Here is a 19,528-nt window from a genome sequence, read left to right on the forward strand (position 1 = left end):
GATTTGTCCTCACGCGACCGTGCGGCCGGGCCTACCGCGGCGGAATCAGTCGCAGCAGGTGGCGCCGGACGCGACCGCTTCCTTCTTCGCGGTCGAACTACAGCACGCGCCCTCGGCGGCGGCGTCTTCGGCGGTGCCGCAACAGGCCTGCACCGCCTCCGCGTCGCCGAGTTCGGGTGCGGCGCCGAAGGTGTCGCTGTCGGCCAGCACGGTGTAGACCTCCCAGCGCTCCTTGTCCGGCGCGGTGATCCACACCTTGTCCTGGGTCGCGAAGCAACACGTGGTGGCGATCTGCTCCTCGGTGAACAAGCCTGCTTCCGACAGGCGGGCGATCTCGGCGTGCACTTGATCGGAGGTCTCGACCTCCACGCCGAGATGGTTGACACTGCCGCCGTGGCCTGGGTTCTCGAGCAGGACCAGCTTCAAGGGCGGCTCGGTGATCGCGAAATTCGCGTAGCCGGGCTTGCGCTTGGCCGGTTCGGCGCCGAACAGCGTCGAGTAGAACGTGACGGCCTGTTCGAGGTCGTCGACATTGAGGGCGAGCTGGATGCGGGACATGGCTACCTCCACTTTTGTGACATATATCGAAGAACCGGTTCGGTGCCGAGTCTGCCACCTTTTCGACATATGTCAATGCTTTCGGTAGTCTGGGTCGCATGCCCAAGACGCTGCCGGTGATCGACATGTCCGCCCCGGTCTGCTGCCCCCCGGTCGCGGCGGGGCCGGTGGACGAGAACGCCGCGCTGGAGGTGGCGCTGCGATTGAAGGCGATCGCCGATCCGGTGCGCGTGCGCCTGTTGTCGCTGCTGTTGACCAGCTCGTCCGGCGCGGAGAACGGCGGCGATCTCGCCGCGGCGGTCGGTTTGAGCGAGTCGACGGTCAGTCATCATCTCGGGCAGCTGCGCAAGGCCGGGCTGGTCGAGTCCGAACGCCGTGGCATGAACACTCTCCATCGCTCCCGCCGCGACGCGCTGGCCGCGTTGTGCGTGGTGCTCGATCCGAACTGCTGCCGCTGACGGCTGCAGCGGGTTCGCCGGTGCCCGCGGATTCGTCCTCGCGAACGCGTGATGAGGCGATCGCGGAGCAAATGGATCTCGTTTTCGTCTCGGGCTGGTGAACTCGAGCGCTTTGCCCTCCGGACCTGGCGCGGCGTGATAGGACGGTTGTCCAGGTGCGTCTTCACAAGAGCAGGGCGGTCTGGCTCAGGAGTGCTCCGCGGGGCGCTCGAATCGAATCGGGAGCGTCATGGATTCTCCATCCGACCCCTGCCCGTCCAACTCCGAGCGGCCACCTGCGGCAGGCCTGGTCGCCGATCCACGGACCCGGTTGTCCAGCAGTCTGCGACGGCAGGGCCCAGCGGTGGTGATGTCGACTCGGGGCATCGCCGACGCATTCACCCTGAATGTGTGGCAGCAGGACATAAGCCGGGCCGTCGAGTGTGCGGAGGCTTCGTCCTGTGGCTTGGTTGTGGACACGACCAAGCTCGAATTTCTCTCCTGCCGTGCGGTAAAGACGCTCGCGCGGGAAGCCGACCGCTGTCGAAGCGGCGGGACCTCGGTGAGTTTGGTGAGCCCGAGCCCTGCGATCGCCAGGATCGCCGCCGCCGACCCGGTCATGGCCCGGCTGCCGATCCATTCGACCGTTGTCAGCGCCCTCACCGCGCTCCTGCTTCGCCCACCCCGGCCCCATCACGCTATGCCACGCACCGCACGGCTCACCGCGCAAACCGACTCCGCCGCACCGGCAGCCGGATTCCGTAGATCGGGCAGCAGAGCGCAGCGGCGAGAATCGACACCGGGGCGTGTCTCGCCGGACGACGCCACCGGTGCCCAACGTCCGGTGTGAAATGCTCGTTGAACCGTTCGCATTCCTGTGTGTCGGCGATTCGGAAGAAGCGGTAGCACGTGCGCTCGATCGCGCGCTCGGCCTCGATGGTCGTCGCGAGCAGATCTTCTGGTAAGCCGGTCACGTCTGGCCTTTGATTTCGAATCTTCGACTCGAATTCCCTGCCACCGAGAACATCACACGTGCCGTACGATTCGCCCGAAGGTGCGCGCGAATATCGAGACATCGACTCCGTCACCGGCCTGGCCAGCGGCATCCCGCACTGTGCGGCATGGACACGAATTCCGAACGTCCGGGATAGCGACATACGGCGCTGAATCCGAAAACGGACGAAAACGGATCCCCGAATGCATTGCCTCCGTGGGGGTGCCGGGGTGTTACTGGATAGAGCCGTGCCACGGCAGGAGTCGGCACCCCGGTGCGGAGAAATCCGCACATACCGCGACCCCCTCTTCACCACATCGACGAGGAGGCAGGATCATGCCTACTATCACTTCGATATCGCCGACCACGGGACCGGTCACCGGCGGCAACAGCGTGAGTATCACCGGCAGCGGGTTCACCGGCACCACCGCGGTGTTCTTCGGTTTTCTTCCCGCGCCATCGTTCACGGTTCTATCGGATACGCAGATCACCGCGGTCGCTCCGGTGGGGATCGGTACGGTCCCGGTCATCGTCATCGCGCCGAGCGGCATAAGCAACGGGGTTCCCTACACCTACGTGCTGCCGCCGATCCTGTTCGCGCTGACTCCGGGCACGGGATCACCCGCCGGGGGAACCACGGTCATCATCTTCGGGGTGGGACTGTCGGGTGCGACGGCGGTGAATTTCGGCGCTACACCGGCGACTTCGTTCACCGTGGTGTCGAATACGCAGATCGTGGCCGTCGCGCCCCCGGGGACGGGCACGGTGCAGGTCACCGTGACCACTCCCGCGGGTACGAGTAACGGGCTGCCGTTCACGTATCTGTCGGTGCCCACGCTGGTTTCGATCAGTCCGAGTTCCGGCCCGGCGACCGGGGGAACCGTGGTCACGTTGACCGGCACCGGGTTCACCGGCGCCAGTTCGGTGAAGTTCGGAGCTACTCCTGCGACGTTCTACTTCGTGTTGTCGGACTCGCTGATCGTCGCGATCGCTCCTCCGGGGACGGGTACGGTGCCAGTCACCGTGACCACCGCCGCGGGTACGAGCGCCGGGCTGCCGTTCACGTATGTGTCGGTCCCCGCGCTGGCTGCGATCACTCCGAGTTCGGGGCCGGTGACCGGCGGAACGACGGTCACGTTGACCGGTAGCGGGTTCACCGGTGCTACAGCGGTGTCCTTCGGTTTCGTCCCGGCGGCTTCGTTCACGGTCGTGTCGGATACGCAGATCACCGCGGTCGCTCCCGCAGGGTTGGGGATCGTCCCGGTAACCGTCACCGCCGCAGGCGGTACCAGCAACGCGGTTACTTATATCTACGTCTGAGAGCACGACCGTTCCCGGCGCGAGCCGGGGCGGGCGTGATCACCGAGGGGGCCGACCTGGTTCCGGGCCGGTCCCTTCGGTCACCCGGCGGTAGAGGGACCGGACACGCCGGTGCCGGCTGATTCGAACCACGAACTGCGTTCGCGGGTTCGGGTTCTTCCTGTGTTCACCCCTTCCCGGTCGGGTCCATCGCACACTCGAGCCACGCCGTAGACAGCCACCTCCGCGCTGGGGTCAGATGTCCCAGAACGGGGGGCGTTCGAGTTCTGGGAGTTCGCATGCGGCGGCCAATTCGGCCGCGCGAGGTATGAGTTGCTCTCGCAGGTCGGTGCGCATTTTCTCGATCTGGTCGAGCAGTGGACCGGAGGTGGTCGCCTGGTCGAGCAGGAGAGCGGCCCGTCGTTCGGCCCAATCCAGGCCCAGCCAATGCCATAACGGGTGCAGCGATGGCTGCTCTCGCCCGAGGATCTCGAGCATGGCGCGGTCGGCGAAAGCCGTTGCCGTGTGTTCGGCCAGCCGGAAGTTCGCGTTCCATGCCGTGAACGGATCGTGCGCGTCGATGCGTGCGGTCAGCTGGCGCAGCAGGCGACGTTCCAAATCCCTGGCGGCACGCAGACATCCGTCGAAGGACAGTTCGAAGGGACCGTCGTCTTCGGCTGGCGGCTGATATCCGGTCTCTTCGACCATCGCGCGCGCGGTGTCGTAGTTGATGAGTTGGTTGTCACCTGCGGCGGTGCGGTAGCCGTGGAGCAGGCCGCGATAGCCGTTGAGCTGATCGGTGGCGGTGAATCCGGCTGCGCCGCAGTGTAATCGGCACAGCGCCACCGTCTCCTCGGCCGTGGTGGTCGCGGCGGATTTGAGTAGTGGCAGTGTCACATCCACCGCCGCCCATGGTGTCCAGGCCGAGTTCGGGGCCGGCGCGTTATCCACGGTGGAACGGTGTTTGACGTGGTTTGCCATCGCAGTCAGCGCATAAGCGCGGGACAAGGCGGTGAGCACCGCATCCTGTTGATTGCGCATCCCCAGCAAGGGGTATCCGGGCGCCAGTTTGCCCATGGTGACGCGGTTGACCGAGTGCCGTAGCAGTACGACACCGGCCGCTCGGCTGATCGCGGCGCTCGCGGAAATCACGGCTCGCCAGACCGTCGGCGCGGCGTACATCGACAACGACAGCCGTGCTTGGGGATTCGGATCGTGGAAGGTGCCGTCGGGCGTGATTCGGGCACCGGCGGCCAGCCAGGCCGAATAGGGAATCCGCATCTCGTTGAACTCGATCGCGGCGCAGTCGATCGGAAGCGCATGCCCATTCGGCGCGGGCACGATACGTGCACCCTCTGTGGTCGCTCCGTATTCATCGCGGAGGGGGACGACGAAAATGAATACGCCACAGGGTTGGTCACCGACGACCAGCTGCGCGTACACGACCGCTGTCTTGGGGGTGCCCGGATGCCCCGCTGTCGTGGGGAATTTCTTTGCCGCGGGCGTAGGGGTACTCAGCACGAAGTTCCTGCTCTGCGGTTCGAACCGGGCGATGGTCGCGGGTGCAAGATGGCTGTTGCTGCGGCCGGCCTCGGTCATCGCCACCACCCCGAACGACTGCATCGCCGTCAACTCGCGTTGGATCGGTGCGGTGTTCGTATCCCCGAAATGTACGATCGGTGCCAGCACGAGGGTGTAATGCAGCAGCATGAGGTGAAACAACGCCGGGTCTGCCACCGCGGCACGTTCCAGCAGTGCACACAGCAGCGGCGGATCCGCCAGCAGTTCACCGGCCGCCGGCGCAGTGAGCCCAGCGCGCCGCAGTCGCCGATAGGTGAGTTCATGCCGTGCGGACGGCGCCAGGTCATCGGGGTATTCGAAGAACTCGGCGGGGATAGCGCGGCACACTTGCTCGTGTCGGGAGTTGTCGAGACCGCCTCGCACGAAGTCTATGAGGTCCATGGTGTCACCGCCGCTGCGCTGAGGGAGAGTGGCTCTCGGACGCCGACGGCGCGGGCCGGTCCGGGATGTGACCAGACAGCGGGTGTGTCACCAGCCCGGTCAGCTCCAGCAGTGGGACGTCGCCGGTTCCGTAGGCCGTTGCCCCACGAGAGTCAGCCCGCAGCATGATCGAGGAGCCGGCCGGTGGACCTGCCAAGGGGAGTGGTCGCAGGCGGCCGATGCCGACCGGCACCGAACCGACCCGATTCGCTCCGTGCAGTGCGATGACGCTCAGCTGAATCAGGCTGTCGAGCAGCAAGATGGGCCAGGGGGGACCCTCCGCCGCGCGGTAACCGTGTCCGGAGTGAGCGAACGTCGCGGTGGCGACCCGGCCACACAGCGCGACCTCGCTCAGCGACAGGTACGGCCCGCTGAGCGTCAGCAACCCGCCGGGCTCGTACCAAGGCGGGCGAACCAATTCCGGATCACCGACGGGCACGGCTACATTCGACGCGGACGGCCGGGTGGGCTCGAATAGTATCGTCGCCTCTGCGTGCAGGAGATGCCGATGTGTACCGGGAAGTCGCACCGGTAGCTCGCTGTGTATCCGCACGAGCGCCGTGCTGCCGCCGGTCTCGCCCTCGACGGTGAGCCGGTAGCCGTGGTGCCCGCCGTGGAGCGGCCGGTGAATCGCTAGATTCGCTATCGCGGTCGGGATTCGGCCGCTGGAGCCGGCCGCCGCCTCTGCGGCGAGCATCGCGATCATGGCCGCAGGTACCACCGGCCGCCCCGCGAGCAGATGGTGGACGAGATGGTGGTCTCGGCCCGCCAGCTCGGGCCGGAAGATCGATGACCGGTGGCCCTCGGGCTCGAGCAGCCGCGGCGGGGGAGCGGGCCGCGGTGGTACTTGTGGTGGTCGAACGGCATCGCCAGCGATCAGGTTGCGTTCGGCCGGACCGAGATAGGTGATCGTCGCGGCGTCGGATCCGGTATCGAGCGCGGCGACGAACAGCTGGCAGCCCTGGCGGTTCGACACCGGTGTCAATGCAGCTTGGCGGCGTAGCACTTCGCGGGTCATGGGTTCGGCCGCGAACCCGCTTTCGTCCCACAGTGGCATCGCGAGGGTACCTTCGGGGCAGGGCCCGAAACGGCCAGCCCATGGTGCAGTGTGATCGAGTAGGTCATTGCCCGCGCAGTAATCCGCTTCGCCGGGCCAGCCCAGGACTGCGAGCAGGGAGCCGATATTGCGCCAACGTCGAGGTGGCCGTCCTGCGAATGCCTGGCGGAGGGCCAGATAGCCCAGCAGTTTGGTATCGCGGACGCGCCGAGCATGGTCCAGTGTCGTGGATCGCACGGTCCCACCGTGGTGCACGCCTGCCGCATTGATCAGCAAATCCACCCGACCGTGCACGGCATGCACCCGATCGATCGCGGCGCCGACCGCCGCCGCGTCGGTGACATCGCAGGTCAGGTGATGAACTTTGGTCGCGCCGCAGCGGTCTGCGAGCCGCTGCAGGGTGGAACGGGTCTGCGCGGCGGCCCGAAGCCGGGCGTATTCCCTGGTCAGCTCGGCCAACTCCAGCTCGGCCGCGGCAGCCCGGCGGGACGCGATGAAATCGGCCCGGGATGGCACCTGCGCGGTCGGCGCGGGGGCGGTTGTGCTGAGCAAATAGACGGTCGGAGAAGCGTTTTCTACGAGGGTGGCCAAGATTTCCGCGATGATGCCGCGGGCACCGGTGGCGACCACCACATCGGCGGGCCCGAGCGCTTCAGCGGGTGCGCCCGACGGCGGATGGTCGCTCAATCGATAGGCGAGCCGTCGGCGGCCCGAATGGACACTTACGGCGAAGTCCTGGAGCCGGCCTGATTCGGCCGCCAGCAACTCGAGCCCGGCAGCAAGATCACCGGACTCGGTGAGGACGGCGAAACAGGTTGTCGCCGGTGCTTCCCGAGCCAGGCTCTTGACCAGCCCGGTGAATGGGCCGGCCGCCGGGTGCACCACTTCTTCACGCACTGAGTCCACCAGCAGCACAGCGAAACTGTCCCCCGGCCCGGCTCGCCACCGTGCGGCGGCGAGATGCGCCAAGTCGTGCAGTACTCGGATACGCGACAGCGCACTGAGATCGGTCGTGCTCGTACTCGAGGCGCCCAGGGAGGTGATGATGCGAATGTGTGCGATGTCGCTGTCCGGCAGCAGTGCCGCGAGTGCGGTGGCGGAGGGGAGCGAACCGACGACCGTGGGCACGACGACTATGCGAGCGTCGACGCCTAGGGGCGCCGACGCCGGATCCTCGACCAGCAGCAGGGATCCCGGTGGCACCGCAGGTAGCGTGGCCTGAACGCGCCGGGCGGGCGAGTCGGCCAGTTCCCACCGTACAGGTTGCACAGGTGACTCGACGGCAGCCGGTACGGAGGGCGCACTGCTCGTTTCGGTGGCGACGGTGAGTTGCACGCCCCAGTCGGCGCGGCTGCCGATACGAGCCGTCCCCGGTGCCGCGACGATCCGCGTGAGCAGGGCGAGCATCGCGTCGCCTGCGACATAGGTGCGGTTCCCAGTGCGCAGTGGTGCGGCGGTGTCCGGCTGGGTAGCCGGATCTCTGGGCCCGAATTCGGTACGTAGTCTCGCCAGTACCGGAAGCCCCTCAGCACGAGCTGTCGATTCGCGACCGAGGGCGATCAGGAACGCGCCCTCGGCGAGTGGGCGGTGCTCGCCGCCGTCGGCCAGCACCTCGGCCAGCTCCGGGCAGCTGTTGCCATTGACGGCGGCGACCAGTGCCAGGTCCAGAGTGCGGTGGCGCAGATGACGTTCCGCGGTACGCACGGCATCCAGCGCCGCATCGAAGCCGGTGTCGATGGTCATGTTCAGGCCGTGCAGATCCCACAGCGATGCCAGGCGGGCGGCGATGATGTTCGGCATCAGGCCGGGGTAGGAGTCCTCGGTGCTTGCCGGCACCAGCGCGCGGACCTGTTCGCCGAGCTCGCCGAGCACGCGTGCGGCCGGAGACTGGGAATCCGTTGCCAGACATCGCTCGAGATCGCCCAGATAGCAGCGCAACGCGTAATGGACACCTCGGCGCGTCGGCCCGACATGCGCGGCCACGACACCCGCTGTGTCGTGCAGGCGGCTGCACGCGGCCCGAATGTCCTGCGGCAAACGGGATGCGGCATTGAGCACCATGATTTGGCTGCGGTCCAGGTTACGAAGCGTGGCGGGTGGCAATGGCACCCGAGCGAAGTCGGGCAGTGGATAGTCCGCGCCGAAACCGAGATCCGGCGGCTGCCGTCCCTCGCGCAGCCAGGCCGTGACCGTTTCATGATCGGGATCACCGGGAAGATCGGTAGCCCAGCCGATTACGACGATATTCTCGGTATCGATTCTCGGTCGTGGACGCCGCAGGGGCGTGTCGTCGGTGTGCTCACCGACGACGATATGGGCGTCGGTGCCGCCGAAACCGAAAGCGTTGATGCCGACCCGGCGCGGACGCGGGCCCGGCAGGGCCGCCGGTTCGGCGGACGGACGGAAGCGGCTGCCTTCGAGCTGGGGTATCGGGTCGGCCAGGTAGCGCTGTGCTGGAACTTGATCACACGCCAGCCCGGACAACGCCTGTACCAGGGATATCGCTCCGGCGGCCCAACCAGTGTGCCCGAGAATCGCTTTGTTCGACGACAGCGCCGCGGGCGGGCCGTCGCCGACGACTTCGTTCAACACACCGAGTTCCGTACTGTCCCCCGCTTGGGTGCCGGTGGCGTGCGCGATGATCCAGGAGAGGTCAGCCGGGTCGACGACGCCGTCGGCGTACGCGCGCCGCACGGCGAACCCCTGCCCGACCCGATTGGGCGCGTAGATGGCCTTGCCGCGGCCGTCGCAGGCCAACCCGACGCCCTCGAGCACGCCGAGTATCCGATCACCGTCGCTGCGTGCCCGGCTCAGACGCTTGAGGGTCACGACGCCCGCTCCGTCGGAGAACAGCACTCCGCTCGCGTCCCGGTCGAAGCACCGCACCTCGCCGGACTTCGAGAGCCCGGTGAGCTTGGAGAACAGCACCATATTGCGTGCCGAGTAGCCGAAGGCCCCTCCGCACAATGCCACGTCGGCGCTGCCCTCTCGCAATGCTTTGACAGCGAGGTCGAGGCTGTACAACGACGAGGAGCACGCCGTGTCCACCATCACCAGTTCGGTCCTCTCCGGCACCAGACCGGCAATAGCGTTGCGGCCGATACGGTGCGGCAGGAATTCATAGGGTGACTGTGCGAGGCCGGGGTGGGGTGCGCCGGTGTAGTGAGCGCGCAGGCGCTCGTACGCCTGCGGTGGCAATCGATCGCCGATGCGCCGCAGGTAGCCGGAGAGCACCAGGCGCTGTTCGAGATCCTGGCTGCCGTCGGCGGTACAACCCAGTGCGACGAAAAACCGATCGTGCCGCCCGCGCGTGACAGTGCTCAATGCCTGCTGTACAGCTTGACGCAGCCACAGCGTGGTCGCCTCACGGCTGGGCACGATGCCCTGTTCGAGTTCTGCGCGCAATTGAGGGCCGGGAACGAAGTTCGTGATGAACCCCGATTTCTTGGTGTAGCTGCGGTCGGGCGCCGACGGGTCGGCGGAGTAGAAGGCATCGGGGTCGAATCGCACTGGGTCGGTGAACACATTCTCCGGGCCGCACAGCACCCTCCACAGTTCCTCCGGATCGGCGGCGCCGGGCGCCACCGCGCCCATGCCGACGATCGCGATCACCGCCGCACTGTCCGGTTCGGGCCGCGGCGGTTGCGGATCGCTGATCCGGATCGACTTCTGGACCGGTGGCACAGGTTCGGGTGGCGGTACGGGTTCGGGTGGTGACAGCGACATCGAACCGAGTGACAGCCCACCGTCGGCCAGCACGCATTGCCCGGTGATCCACGAGGCGGCGGGTGAGGCCAGAAATACCACCAGCTCGGCTGCTTCGGCCATGCTGCCCAGCCGATGTCCGAGGGGAGTGGCCTCGCGCACCCGCGCCATGAACGGTTCCGCATCCGGGAACAGCTCGACCGCAGGACTATCCAGCACGCCCAAAGCCGCTGTGTTGACCCGGATTCCCAGGTGTGCGTATTCGACAGCCAGGTAGCGGGTGAGCGCTTCCACGGCGGCTTTGGTGGTGCCGCACGCACTGAATCCGCGCATCACCAGTTGCCCGCCGCCGAGCGAGGACAGGTTGACGATTGCGCCCCCGCCGCGCCGCTGGATCAGCGGAGCAGCTGCACGGGCACAGCGCAGACTGCCCCGCAGACCGGTATTCCAGGCCCGATCCCAGTAGTGGTCCGCGATCTCGTCGATGCGGCCGAGCGCGCCACCGCCGGCATTGTTGACCAGCACATCCAACCCGTCGTGCCGTCGCTCGACAGTGGCGAACATCGCCTCGACCTGATCTTGCTCGAGCACCGACGCCCGCAGGAGCTCGGCCGAACCGCCGTTGGCGCGAATTTCATCGACGAGTGCCGGAGCCTCCTGGCGGGCGTGGAAATAGTTCACGATGACATGCGCGCCTTGCGCTGCGAAAGCCCGGCTGATGGCGCCGCCGACGCCGCGCGCCCCACCGGTGACCAGGACGACAAGGCCACCGAGCCGGGTCATCGGCCTGCCTGTCGTTGTTGCAGCACCCATTCGGCGATATGTCCGAGTGAGGGGTAATCCAGCACTGTGACGCCGTTTGGGGGGCGGGTGAGTTCGAACATTTCGATGACCTTGGTCAGTAAGGCGGTCTGCTTGAGTGAGTCCACACCGAGATCCGCCTCCAGCATCGCGTCCTCGGTCAGTACATCCGGCGGGTATTCGAGCAGGTCGGCATACAGGGCTCGCAGCCGTCGAGTAACGTCGTCCCGGGCCGCGCGCTGGGGCGCTGGCTCGTGCGGAAGTGTTGCCGCGGATGTGGGCGGTGGTGCCACGGGTTCGGGGACGGGCGCCGCCTCGGTGGCCAGTACCGCAGACATCGCCGGGCGATGTTGCGGGGTGACCGCGCCGTTGCCGCGTGCGGCGGCGGCGAGCTCGGCGACCGCCTGCCCGGGGTCCGACAACGGGGCGTAGGTTTGAATGTCGGGCACGGTCAATTCGGCACACCGGGTCAATGCCCGCAGCGCACCCACCTCGACATAGCGAGATACCCCGTGCTCATGCAGGTTTCGAATGGTGTCGGTGAACCGCACCGGCAGCACGAGGCACTGTCCGAGCAGCGTCGTGAGATCATCGTCATCGGTATAGCGGCGTCCATGGATCGGCGAGATGACCGGAATTTCCAGATGATGCTGGGCGATTCCGCTGGTCAGCTGCACAAAGGCGGTGGCGGCCGGGTGCATCGACGGGTGGTGCGATGCGTAGGGAAGATAGAGCTTGGTGAAGAAGGCCCCGAGTGCCTGAACGACGGGCTCGGCCGCGTCGATCGCTTCGACTGGGCCGCTGAGCACCGTTTGCCGCGGTGCGTTGACGCAGGCGACCACCAGCTCCGGTGCCTCCAGCGCACCTATGATGTGCGCGGCGGTTTCCACGTCCACGCTGATCGCGGCCATCGCGCCGCGCCCCTCCCAGGGCTCGAGCGCGCGTGCGCGGGCCCACACCAGATAAACCCCGTCCGCGAGGGTGAACGCGCCCGATGACACCAGCGCCGCGATCTCGCCGAAACTGTGTCCGACCAGCGCGCGCGGCCGTGCACCAGAATCCATCAGAATCTTGTGTGTGGCAATGGAAGTCGCGAAGATCGCCAACTGCAGGTGTGCGGCAGGCCGAGTCAGCATGTCCTCGATCGACAGCTCCTGCTCTCCGAGGAGGACGGGCCGCACCGCCGGGATACCGTAATCCGCTGCGGCGTAGTCGATTTTGTCCAGCTCATCGGCCACCCACGGGTGGTCGAGGGCGGCTGAACGTAGTGCCGCGGGAGAATATGCCCCTAGGCCAGGGAAAAGGAAAACCGTCCGATCGTTGGTCTGCAACATCCCAAGTTCTCCTGTGGATCGTCTCGGCTGCTCACCGTAAAGAGTAGCGAAAACGGTTGGAGCGCAGCATGTTTTATTGCGAACCAGCATCGGAGGGGGCCGACGAACAGCGTCTTTGCGACGAACTGCACCCGAGCGCTGGATCCCGGTCGACAAGATCGGCACTGCGTCGAGTTGACATCGTTGGCAACATCATGGAGTTTGCTGGTATGGCGACGGTCGTGGAAGCCGAACAAGATCCGTTACCGAAAAATCGCGAAAGCGCAACCCCCCTTTACATCGACCGTATTGCGAAGTCGTGTTCTGACCTTCTCCCGCACGTGTCCCTCAGGGCGGGGGTCCGGTGAGGGGGTGACCCTGAGCTGATCGGGCGGCTCGAAGGCGCTGCGCGAGGTGGGCGGCGACGTGGTGCAGGTGGACGGCAAGACCACTCTTGTGTTTCCTGGACGCGGTGGAGTGCTGCGTGGTCCCCACAACTTCAACCGCACCTGGCGCGGCGCGCACGGCACGCTCGACAAGGATGTAACGCAATACACATTCCGGAAGACGGTCGCCACGCTGATCGCTGAGGGTCGGATGCGAAGACTGTGGCGAAGCGGTCAGGGCACTCCCGAGAGGGCGCAGAGCGTCGGCGGAGCTGGCACCGGACTCCACGGCTGTTGTGGAGAAGGGGCTGGGCTGGACCGCCTGACCGCAAGTTGGGCCCGGAGACATCGGTGTACTTTTGTCACGTTCCGAGATGAGATCAGGTCAGGCCGGATGGCCCCGCGTGACCTGGGATGATTGTGCGCCATCAGGGACTCGAACCCCGAACCTGCTGCTCTCGGCGGTAGGCAATTCGGGACTGTACGAATATCTCAGCGGGGCGTGCCCGCCCTTATAAGATCGGTTGGGTGAACCCGCCATCGGCGCAGCGGGAGTTCTTCGCATACGGGCCATCGCACTGGGTGGTGCTGGCCATCTTCGCGGTCGGGGCGGCGCTGGTCGTCCGCGTCGGACGCAGGCACCGCAGCCCTGAGAGCGCGCGTAGATTCGGCCGCGTCGCGGGTGCCACCACGTTGGCGTTGTACCTGGTGATCTACCTCGTCGCGATGATCCCACCGACTATCGGGCGCTCGGTACCGCTGCGATTGACCGACCTCGCGAGCATGGTCGCCGCGTACGCCCTGTGGTCGCACCGGCCCTGGGCGTACGCCTTGACCTATTACTGGTGTCTGACCCTGAGCACGCAGGCACTCGTGTCACCCGCGCTGAACAGCCCGGACTTCCCGCATCCGGAATTCCTCGCCTTCTGGGCGATCCACCTGGTGGTGGTCTGGGCGGCCATCTACCTGACCTGGGGCATCGGCATGCACCCGGACTGGCGAAGCTACTGGCTGGCGGTGACCGTCACCGTCGTGTGGGTGGCGGTGACCTTTGTCTTCAACTCGATAGCGGGCACGAATTACGGATTCGTCAACGGCAAACCCGCCACCGCATCGCTGCTGGACGTGCTCGGCCCCTGGCCTTGGTACCTGGTAACCGTGGCCGCCCTGCTCCTCGCCGTGTGGGCTCTGATGACCTGGCCGTGGACCGCGATGGCACCGAGGCCACCCACCCATGCTCGCCGCGCGTGGAAGAACCGGTGGGGAAACCACCGGCCTCACCTGCCCGGATCCAGCCGCTGAGGGCATTACTCTGCCAACGTGACAACGCAACCGGCGCGTCCACAACGGCCATTCGGTCGGCGTGCCGCGCTGCTCGCGATCGGTGCCGTGCTCGCGGTGAGCGGGGCCGCCACCCGGCCGTTCAGTGGGTCGGCTACCGCACTGGTACTGGTGTCGGCGGCCGTGATCTCGGTGCTGGCTCGGCGCGCGGCGCCCGCCCCGGTTCCCCGTACCGAGCGGCTGCGGCGCGGCGTGGTCGTCTGGTCGGCGCTGCTGATCGCGGGATCGGCGTGGGAGGTGTACGCGTTCGTGCGGCAACCGGATTGGAGCCGGGCCAGCGACGACCACCCGACATTGTCGACGCTGCTGGATCCGGCGCTCGAACACTGGCCGCTGCGCGTCGTGGGATGGCTGGTCTGGCTGGGTGCCGGTTGGTGGCTGGTGTCGAGATGAACGATCGGGAGATCGTCGTCGTCGGCTTCGCGCTGCTGCTGGGTGCCACGCTCGGCGCCGTCGTCGTCACGCACGTGCGCCGCGACCTGATCGCGCCCCTGGGCGAAACAGTCGCCTACCTCCTCCGCGCTCGGGCAGCGAGGATTGCCGCTGTAGTGCTGTGGGCATGGCTCGGCTGGCATTTTCTCGCGCGGTAGCGGCCGGTCCGCCGCCGGTGGCGGTTCCGGCCGGCCACTTGAACGGTGCTGATCAGGAGTCGCGCGGGGTGACCAGGCCGGATTCGTAGGCGAAGACCACGAGTTGCGCGCGGTCGCGGGCGTGGAGCTTGGTCATGGCTCGGTTGATGTGGGTTTTCGCGGTCAGCGGGCTGATCACCATCCGGTCGGCGATCTCGTCGTTGGACAGTCCCCGCGCCACCAGCGTGACGGCCTCGCGTTCGCGGTTGGTCAGTTCCTTCACCCCGCTACCGACTTCGGTGACCAGCGGCTGGGTGACGTACCGGTTGATCAGTCGGCGCGTGATCGAGGGCGCGAGCAACGCGTCGCCCCGCGCGGCGACGCGGACACAGTGGAGGAAGTCCTCCGGCTCGATGTCCTTGACCAGGAAGCCGGCCGCGCCGGCGCGCAGCGCGTTGAAGACGTATTCGTCCATGCCGTAGTTGGTCAGGATGACGACGTGCACCGCGGACAGGGCGGGGTCCGCGGCGATGCGCCGGGTCGCTTCGATGCCGTCGACGACCGGCATCTGGATGTCGACGAGTGCGATGTCGGGCAGGTGTTGCCTGGCCAAAGCCAGGCCCTCGCTTCCGTCGGCGGCCTCGGCCACCACCTCGATGTCGTCCTCCAGGTCGAGCAGCGCGCGGAATCCACTGCGAATGAGTGGCTGGTCGTCTACCAGCAGGACGCGGATCACGACGTTCGATCCACGGGTAGTTCGGCCTGTACGCGGAAGCCGCCCTCGCTGCGTGGTTCCGCGCGCAGGCGACCACCGAGGGCGGTGACGCGTTCGCGCATCCCGAGCAGCCCGACGCCGGGAGCCGGTGCGGTGCCGGGCGTGGCCTTGCCGTCGTCATCGATTCGTATGACCAAGGTGTCGGGGCGGTAGTCGATCCGGATCGACGTCACGGTGGCGGCGGCATGGCGGGCGATGTTGGTCAGCGACTCCTGGACTATCCGGTAGACGGTCCGGTCCACCGCCGCGGGCAGGTCGCGGGGATGCCCTTCGATCGTCAGAGTGGCGTCCAGACCGGTGGTGCGCGCCCGTTCCACCAGTTCCGGGACGTGGTCGAGCCCCTGCGGCGGGCTCTTGGCATCGTCGCGCAGCGCCTCCAGGGTCGCTCGCAGTTCCCTGGCAGCCTCGCGACCGGCCTCCCGGATCGCCAGCAAAGCCTCCGGCACCTCGTCACCTCGCTTGCGGGCGACATGGACGGCAGCCTCGGACTGCACCTTGATGACCGAGATGTGGTGGGTGAGCGAGTCGTGCAGCTCCCGCGCGATGTGCAGCCGCTCCTCGTCGGCGCGGCGCCGAGCGGCCTCCTCCCTGGTGCGCTCGGCCTCGTCCGCCCGTCGCTCGGCCTGCCGCAGCGCCTCTCCTGCCGCACCGGCCGCGATCAGCCAGGCCAGCTCGAGAGCGCCTCGCGCCTGCGTAAACGCCTCGCTCATGTCGCGCAGGGAGACCAGGGCCGCGAGCGGGAGGGCGGCCAGCAGGACCACCGACGCCGCCACCGTCACCGTGCGGTGCCCCGCCCGTACGGCTGCGTACACCGCGAACAGGAACGCGACCGCGGGCACGTCGAATCCGGCCGCTTGATAACCGAGCGCGCACGACCCGGTCACGGCCAGCACGGTGACCGGAGCCCGGCGGCGCGCGGCCAACGCGAGACCGCCGGTCGTCAACAACACGTAGCCCAACAGGTCGAGGTTCGTGGGGGAGTGTTGCCCGGACAGTCCGGCGACCAGCAACGTCGCCGCCACGCCGACGGCGATCGCCCAGTCCCCGATCCGTCGCGTGCGCATGCGAGCACCCTAGCCGGATCTGCGCGCGGGCGACTCCCGCGCATGAAGTATCGATCGCCTACCGCGCCGGCGGTATCCGCACCACCGTCGCGGTATTCCGCGGCAGCGGGCTACGGCATCGGTGGCAGCACGAATTGTCTTCGCGGGCAGGATGATCGCCGGTGGGTTGAGCGGACATGATCGAGCGCGTCCGATCCTACGATGAAGGAGCACCCCATGTTCGTCCGCTCTCTGTTCGCCGCCGCGCTCGCCTCGCTCGGAAGTCTCTCGCTGGCCACACCGGCGGCCGCGACCGTCTCGGCCGGTGCGGCCGCTGTCGATTCCTACGTCGTGACCAGCGGGCGATTCGTAGGCGCGGTGGCCGCACTGGTGGCACTCGCCGGAGTGGTCACCGGAGTGGTGGCGCTGGCCCGCCCGTCCGGTCGAATCCGCATCGGCAATCGAGGAGGGTGGGCAGCCGCGGCCCTGGTGGCGGGGCTGACCGGTGTGCTCCTCGGTGGGCTGGTGGTGGCCGCCGCCGACGGCGGGCCCGGCACCGGCAACGGGATAGTCGGTGGCTTCGCGGCCCTGATGATCGGGGTGGTCGCCACGGTCCTCGGTTGGCTGGCGCGGACCCGCTCCCGTCGCACCGTCTGACTGCCGACCGTGACGCGATGGCCGTCGAGGCCGGGGCGGGGGTTCACGTCACGACCGGGATATTCCGCCGGTGTGAAAGGGTTGGCAGATTACCGCCGATGGACTTGACGAATGGCATCCGGAGATGTCACTATTAATTCGGGAAGGCACCGCTAATCGAGTGCCTATTTGTTCGTGTCCTCGACAACGGTCGAGTTTGGGTGTAATTTGAGACTTCGCGCCGGGGTGCGTGCTGTCCGACTCTCGAAATACGGAATGACTGCAGAAAGTGGCACGGACGCGTGCCGCTTTCTGCCCGTTGTTGTCGAGGCATGTTGGGGCCACCTCCGGCACGGTGCGCAAGGTGAAATACAGCCCACAGGACAAGCAGATACCGTGACGACCGCGTGAACGCGTGGGCGGCGCGAGGTGCTGGAAGGACGCGTCTTGGCAGTCTCGAGTCAGACAGAAATCGATGCAGGAATACCCGAAGACACCGCGATCCAGGGGGCTCCGAAGCGGGTATCGTTCGCCAAACTCCATGAGCCGCTGGATGTTCCACCGTTGCTGGACGTGCAGACCGAATCGTTCGAATGGTTGATCGGTGCGCCCGCCTGGCGCGAACGGGCAGCGGCGCGCGGCGATTCACCCGCGGGCGGGTTGGAGGAGGTGCTCGAGGAGATCAGCCCGATCGAGGACTTCGCCGCCACGATGTCGCTGACGCTTTCCGAACCGCGTTTCGAGGAAGTCAAAGCCTCGGTCGAGGAATGCAAAGACAAGGACATGACCTACGCGGCTCCGCTGTTCGTCACGGCGGAGTTCATCAACAACAACACCGGTGAGATCAAGAGCCAGACGGTTTTCATGGGCGACTTCCCGATGATGACCGACAAAGGTACATTCGTGATCAACGGCACGGAGCGTGTCATCGTCTCGCAGCTGGTGCGCTCGCCGGGGGTCTACTTCGACCACTCCGTCGACAAGGCCACGGAGAAGGACCTGCACGGTGTGCGCGTCATACCGTCGCGCGGCGCGTGGCTGGAATTCGACATCGACAAGCGCGACACCGTCGGCGTTCGCATCGACCGCAAACGGCGTCAACCGGTGACCGTCCTGCTCAAAGCACTCGGCTGGACCAGCGCGCAGATCACCGAACGGTTCGGTTTCTCCGAAATCATGACGACGTCCCTGGAGAAGGACAACACGGCGGGCACCGACGAGGCACTGCTCGACATTCATCGCAAGCTGCGTCCGGGTGAGCCGCCGACCAAGGAGTCCGCGCAGGCGCTGCTGGAGAATCTGTTCTTCAAGGAGAAGCGTTACGACCTGGCGCGCGTGGGTCGCTACCGGATGAACAAGAAACTCGGCATCCACACCGGCGAAGTCATCGGCTCCCGGGTGCTCACCGAGGAAGACATCGTCACGGTCATCGAATACCTGTTGCGGCTGCACGCAGGTGATCGCGTGATGACCGCACCCGGTGGCATCGAGGTACCGGTCGAGGTCGACGACATCGACCATTTCGGCAACCGTCGCCTGCGCACGGTCGGCGAGCTGATCCAGAACCAGTTCCGGCTGGGGCTGTCCCGGATGGAGCGCGTGGTCCGCGAGCGGATGACGACTCAGGATATCGAGGCGATCACGCCGCAGACGCTGATGAATATCCGCCCGGTCGTCGCCGCGATCAAGGAGTTCTTCGGAACCTCGCAGATGTCGCAGTTCTTGGATCAGCGGAACCCGCTCGCCAGTCTGACGCAGAAGCGTCGCCTGTCCGCGCTCGGGCCGGGGGGTCTGACTCGCGAACGCGCAGGTCTGGAAGTCCGCGACGTGCACTACAGCCATTACGGCCGGATGTGCCCGATCGAGACGCCCGAAGGCCCGAATATCGGGCTGATCGGTTATCTGTCGGTGTACGCGCGGGTCAATCCGTTCGGCTTCATCGAGACGCCGTACCGAAGAGTGATCGACGGCCGGGTGACCGACGAGGTCGACTACCTGTCCGCCGACCAAGAAGACCTGCATGTCGTGGCGCAGGCGAACGAGCCGCTCGACGCCGAGGGACGTCTCGTCGCCGCCCGCATTCCGGTGCGCCGCAGGAATTCGGAGGTGGAGCTCGTCGATCGCGCCGAGGTCGACTACATGGACGTGTCGCCGCGTCAGATGGTGTCGGTCGCGACGGCGATGATCCCGTTCCTCGAGCACGACGACGCCAACCGCGCCCTGATGGGCGCCAACATGCAAAAGCAGGCCGTGCCGCTGATCCGCACCGAAGCCCCGCTGGTCGGCACCGGTATGGAGTTGCGTGCCGCGATCGATGCCGGTGATGTCGTGGTGAACGAGAAGGCCGGTGTGGTGGAGGAGGTTTCCGCCGACTACGTCACGGTGATGGCTGATGACGGGACGCGTAAGTCCTATCGGATGCGTAAGTTCGCTCGGTCGAATCAGGGCACGTGTGCCAATCAGCGTCCGATCGTGGACGAGGGGCGGCGGGTGGAGCGTGGTCAGGTTCTGGCCGATGGTCCGTGCACCGAGAACGGTGAGATGGCGCTGGGTAAGAACCTGCTGGTGGCGATCATGCCGTGGGAGGGTCACAACTACGAGGACGCGATCATC

The 19,528-nt window shown here is 66.7% G+C and carries 14 protein-coding genes and 1 pseudogene; 8 read left to right on the top strand and 7 right to left on the bottom strand.

Features of this window, described 5'->3' with window-relative positions:
• Positions 1-45: 45 nt before the first annotated feature.
• Positions 46-558 carry an ArsI/CadI family heavy metal resistance metalloenzyme gene (locus M8859_RS33800; RefSeq protein ID WP_159929651.1) on the bottom strand — a complete coding sequence of 171 codons (513 nt, stop codon included), beginning with the start codon at positions 556-558 and terminating at the stop codon, positions 46-48.
• 98 nt (positions 559-656) lie between these two features.
• Between M8859_RS33800 and M8859_RS33805 the strand changes: the two genes are divergently transcribed.
• A complete protein-coding gene (locus M8859_RS33805; RefSeq protein WP_249645478.1) occupies positions 657-1,016 on the top strand; it encodes an Rv2640c family ArsR-like transcriptional regulator in 360 nt (119 codons plus the stop codon).
• A 229-nt stretch (positions 1,017-1,245) separates the two neighbouring features.
• Positions 1,246-1,638: pseudogene (locus tag M8859_RS37845) on the top strand (STAS domain-containing protein); the annotation flags it as partial.
• 76 nt (positions 1,639-1,714) lie between these two features.
• On the opposite strand, the gene M8859_RS33810 reads toward M8859_RS37845, so the two are convergent.
• Positions 1,715-2,101, bottom strand: a complete 387-nt coding sequence (locus M8859_RS33810; protein WP_249645479.1) for a nuclear transport factor 2 family protein — start codon at positions 2,099-2,101, stop codon at positions 1,715-1,717.
• 224 nt (positions 2,102-2,325) lie between these two features.
• Between M8859_RS33810 and M8859_RS33815 the strand changes: the two genes are divergently transcribed.
• On the top strand, positions 2,326-3,309 hold the full coding sequence (locus M8859_RS33815) for an IPT/TIG domain-containing protein (RefSeq protein WP_195072188.1): 984 nt from the start codon (positions 2,326-2,328) through the stop codon (positions 3,307-3,309).
• Between the two features lie 234 nt (positions 3,310-3,543).
• Here M8859_RS33815 and M8859_RS33820 read toward each other — a convergent pair whose 3' ends face one another.
• From M8859_RS33820 to M8859_RS33830, 3 genes are read right to left on the bottom strand one after another with little or no spacing between them, the layout of a single operon-like run.
• Positions 3,544-5,250, bottom strand: a complete 1,707-nt coding sequence (locus M8859_RS33820; RefSeq protein ID WP_159929641.1) for an acyl-CoA dehydrogenase family protein — start codon at positions 5,248-5,250, stop codon at positions 3,544-3,546.
• A gap of 4 nt (positions 5,251-5,254) precedes the next feature.
• On the bottom strand, positions 5,255-10,834 hold the full coding sequence (locus tag M8859_RS33825; RefSeq protein WP_249645480.1) for an SDR family oxidoreductase: 5,580 nt from the start codon (positions 10,832-10,834) through the stop codon (positions 5,255-5,257).
• Complete coding sequence (locus M8859_RS33830) at positions 10,831-12,351, bottom strand: acyltransferase domain-containing protein (RefSeq protein WP_249645481.1); 1,521 nt, start codon at positions 12,349-12,351, stop codon at positions 10,831-10,833. Before M8859_RS33830 ends, M8859_RS33825 begins: the two co-directional genes overlap by 4 nt.
• Positions 12,352-13,079: 728 nt before the next feature.
• Between M8859_RS33830 and M8859_RS33835 the strand changes: the two genes are divergently transcribed.
• Genes M8859_RS33835 through M8859_RS33845 form a run of 3 tightly spaced genes read left to right on the top strand, consistent with a single transcriptional unit; the run spans position 13,080 to position 14,482 of the window.
• Positions 13,080-13,853 (top strand): YwaF family protein, encoded by a 774-nt coding sequence (locus M8859_RS33835; protein ID WP_159929633.1) that lies wholly within the window; start codon positions 13,080-13,082, stop codon positions 13,851-13,853.
• A gap of 18 nt (positions 13,854-13,871) precedes the next feature.
• Positions 13,872-14,285 (top strand): hypothetical protein, encoded by a 414-nt coding sequence (locus M8859_RS33840; RefSeq protein ID WP_159929631.1) that lies wholly within the window; start codon positions 13,872-13,874, stop codon positions 14,283-14,285.
• Positions 14,282-14,482, top strand: coding sequence for a DUF6186 family protein (locus M8859_RS33845; protein WP_159929629.1), 201 nt, complete (start codon positions 14,282-14,284; stop codon positions 14,480-14,482). The genes M8859_RS33840 and M8859_RS33845 overlap by 4 nt, the downstream gene beginning before the upstream one ends.
• A 52-nt stretch (positions 14,483-14,534) precedes the next feature.
• On the opposite strand, the gene M8859_RS33850 is transcribed toward M8859_RS33845, so the two are convergent.
• Both M8859_RS33850 and M8859_RS33855 read right to left on the bottom strand, forming a co-directional pair.
• Positions 14,535-15,197, bottom strand: coding sequence for a response regulator (locus tag M8859_RS33850; RefSeq protein WP_159929627.1), 663 nt, complete (start codon positions 15,195-15,197; stop codon positions 14,535-14,537).
• The gene (locus M8859_RS33855) at positions 15,194-16,300 is read right to left on the bottom strand and encodes a sensor histidine kinase (RefSeq protein ID WP_195072193.1); all 1,107 of its coding nucleotides are present in this window, start codon (positions 16,298-16,300) and stop codon (positions 15,194-15,196) included. Before M8859_RS33855 ends, M8859_RS33850 begins: the two co-directional genes overlap by 4 nt.
• 216 nt (positions 16,301-16,516) lie before the next feature.
• Here M8859_RS33855 and M8859_RS33860 point away from each other — a divergent pair, with 216 nt between their 5' ends.
• Positions 16,517-16,936: a DUF6223 family protein gene (locus M8859_RS33860; protein WP_159929623.1), complete on the top strand. Its 420-nt coding sequence runs from the start codon at positions 16,517-16,519 to the stop codon at positions 16,934-16,936.
• A 408-nt stretch (positions 16,937-17,344) separates the two neighbouring features.
• The coding region (gene rpoB / locus M8859_RS33865) for a DNA-directed RNA polymerase subunit beta (RefSeq protein WP_249645482.1) at positions 17,345-19,528 on the top strand (2,184 nt) is incomplete at its 3' end.

Source organism: Nocardia sputi (genome assembly GCF_023501985.1).

Excerpts from the sequence above, each read along its gene's own strand:
- M8859_RS33825 (WP_249645480.1), bottom strand. The coding sequence starts at position 10,834 with ATGACCCGGCTCGGTGGCCTTGTCGTCCTGGTCACCGGTGGGGCGCGC.
- M8859_RS33800 (WP_159929651.1), bottom strand. The coding sequence starts at position 558 with ATGTCCCGCATCCAGCTCGCCCTCAATGTCGACGACCTCGAACAGGCC.
- M8859_RS33810 (WP_249645479.1), bottom strand. The coding sequence starts at position 2,101 with ATGCCGCTGGCCAGGCCGGTGACGGAGTCGATGTCTCGATATTCGCGC.
- M8859_RS33820 (WP_159929641.1), bottom strand. The coding sequence starts at position 5,250 with ATGGACCTCATAGACTTCGTGCGAGGCGGTCTCGACAACTCCCGACAC.
- M8859_RS33845 (WP_159929629.1), top strand. The coding sequence starts at position 14,282 with ATGAACGATCGGGAGATCGTCGTCGTCGGCTTCGCGCTGCTGCTGGGT.
- M8859_RS33815 (WP_195072188.1), top strand. The coding sequence starts at position 2,326 with ATGCCTACTATCACTTCGATATCGCCGACCACGGGACCGGTCACCGGC.
- M8859_RS33805 (WP_249645478.1), top strand. The coding sequence starts at position 657 with ATGCCCAAGACGCTGCCGGTGATCGACATGTCCGCCCCGGTCTGCTGC.
- M8859_RS33860 (WP_159929623.1), top strand. The coding sequence starts at position 16,517 with ATGTTCGTCCGCTCTCTGTTCGCCGCCGCGCTCGCCTCGCTCGGAAGT.
- M8859_RS33855 (WP_195072193.1), bottom strand. The coding sequence starts at position 16,300 with ATGCGCACGCGACGGATCGGGGACTGGGCGATCGCCGTCGGCGTGGCG.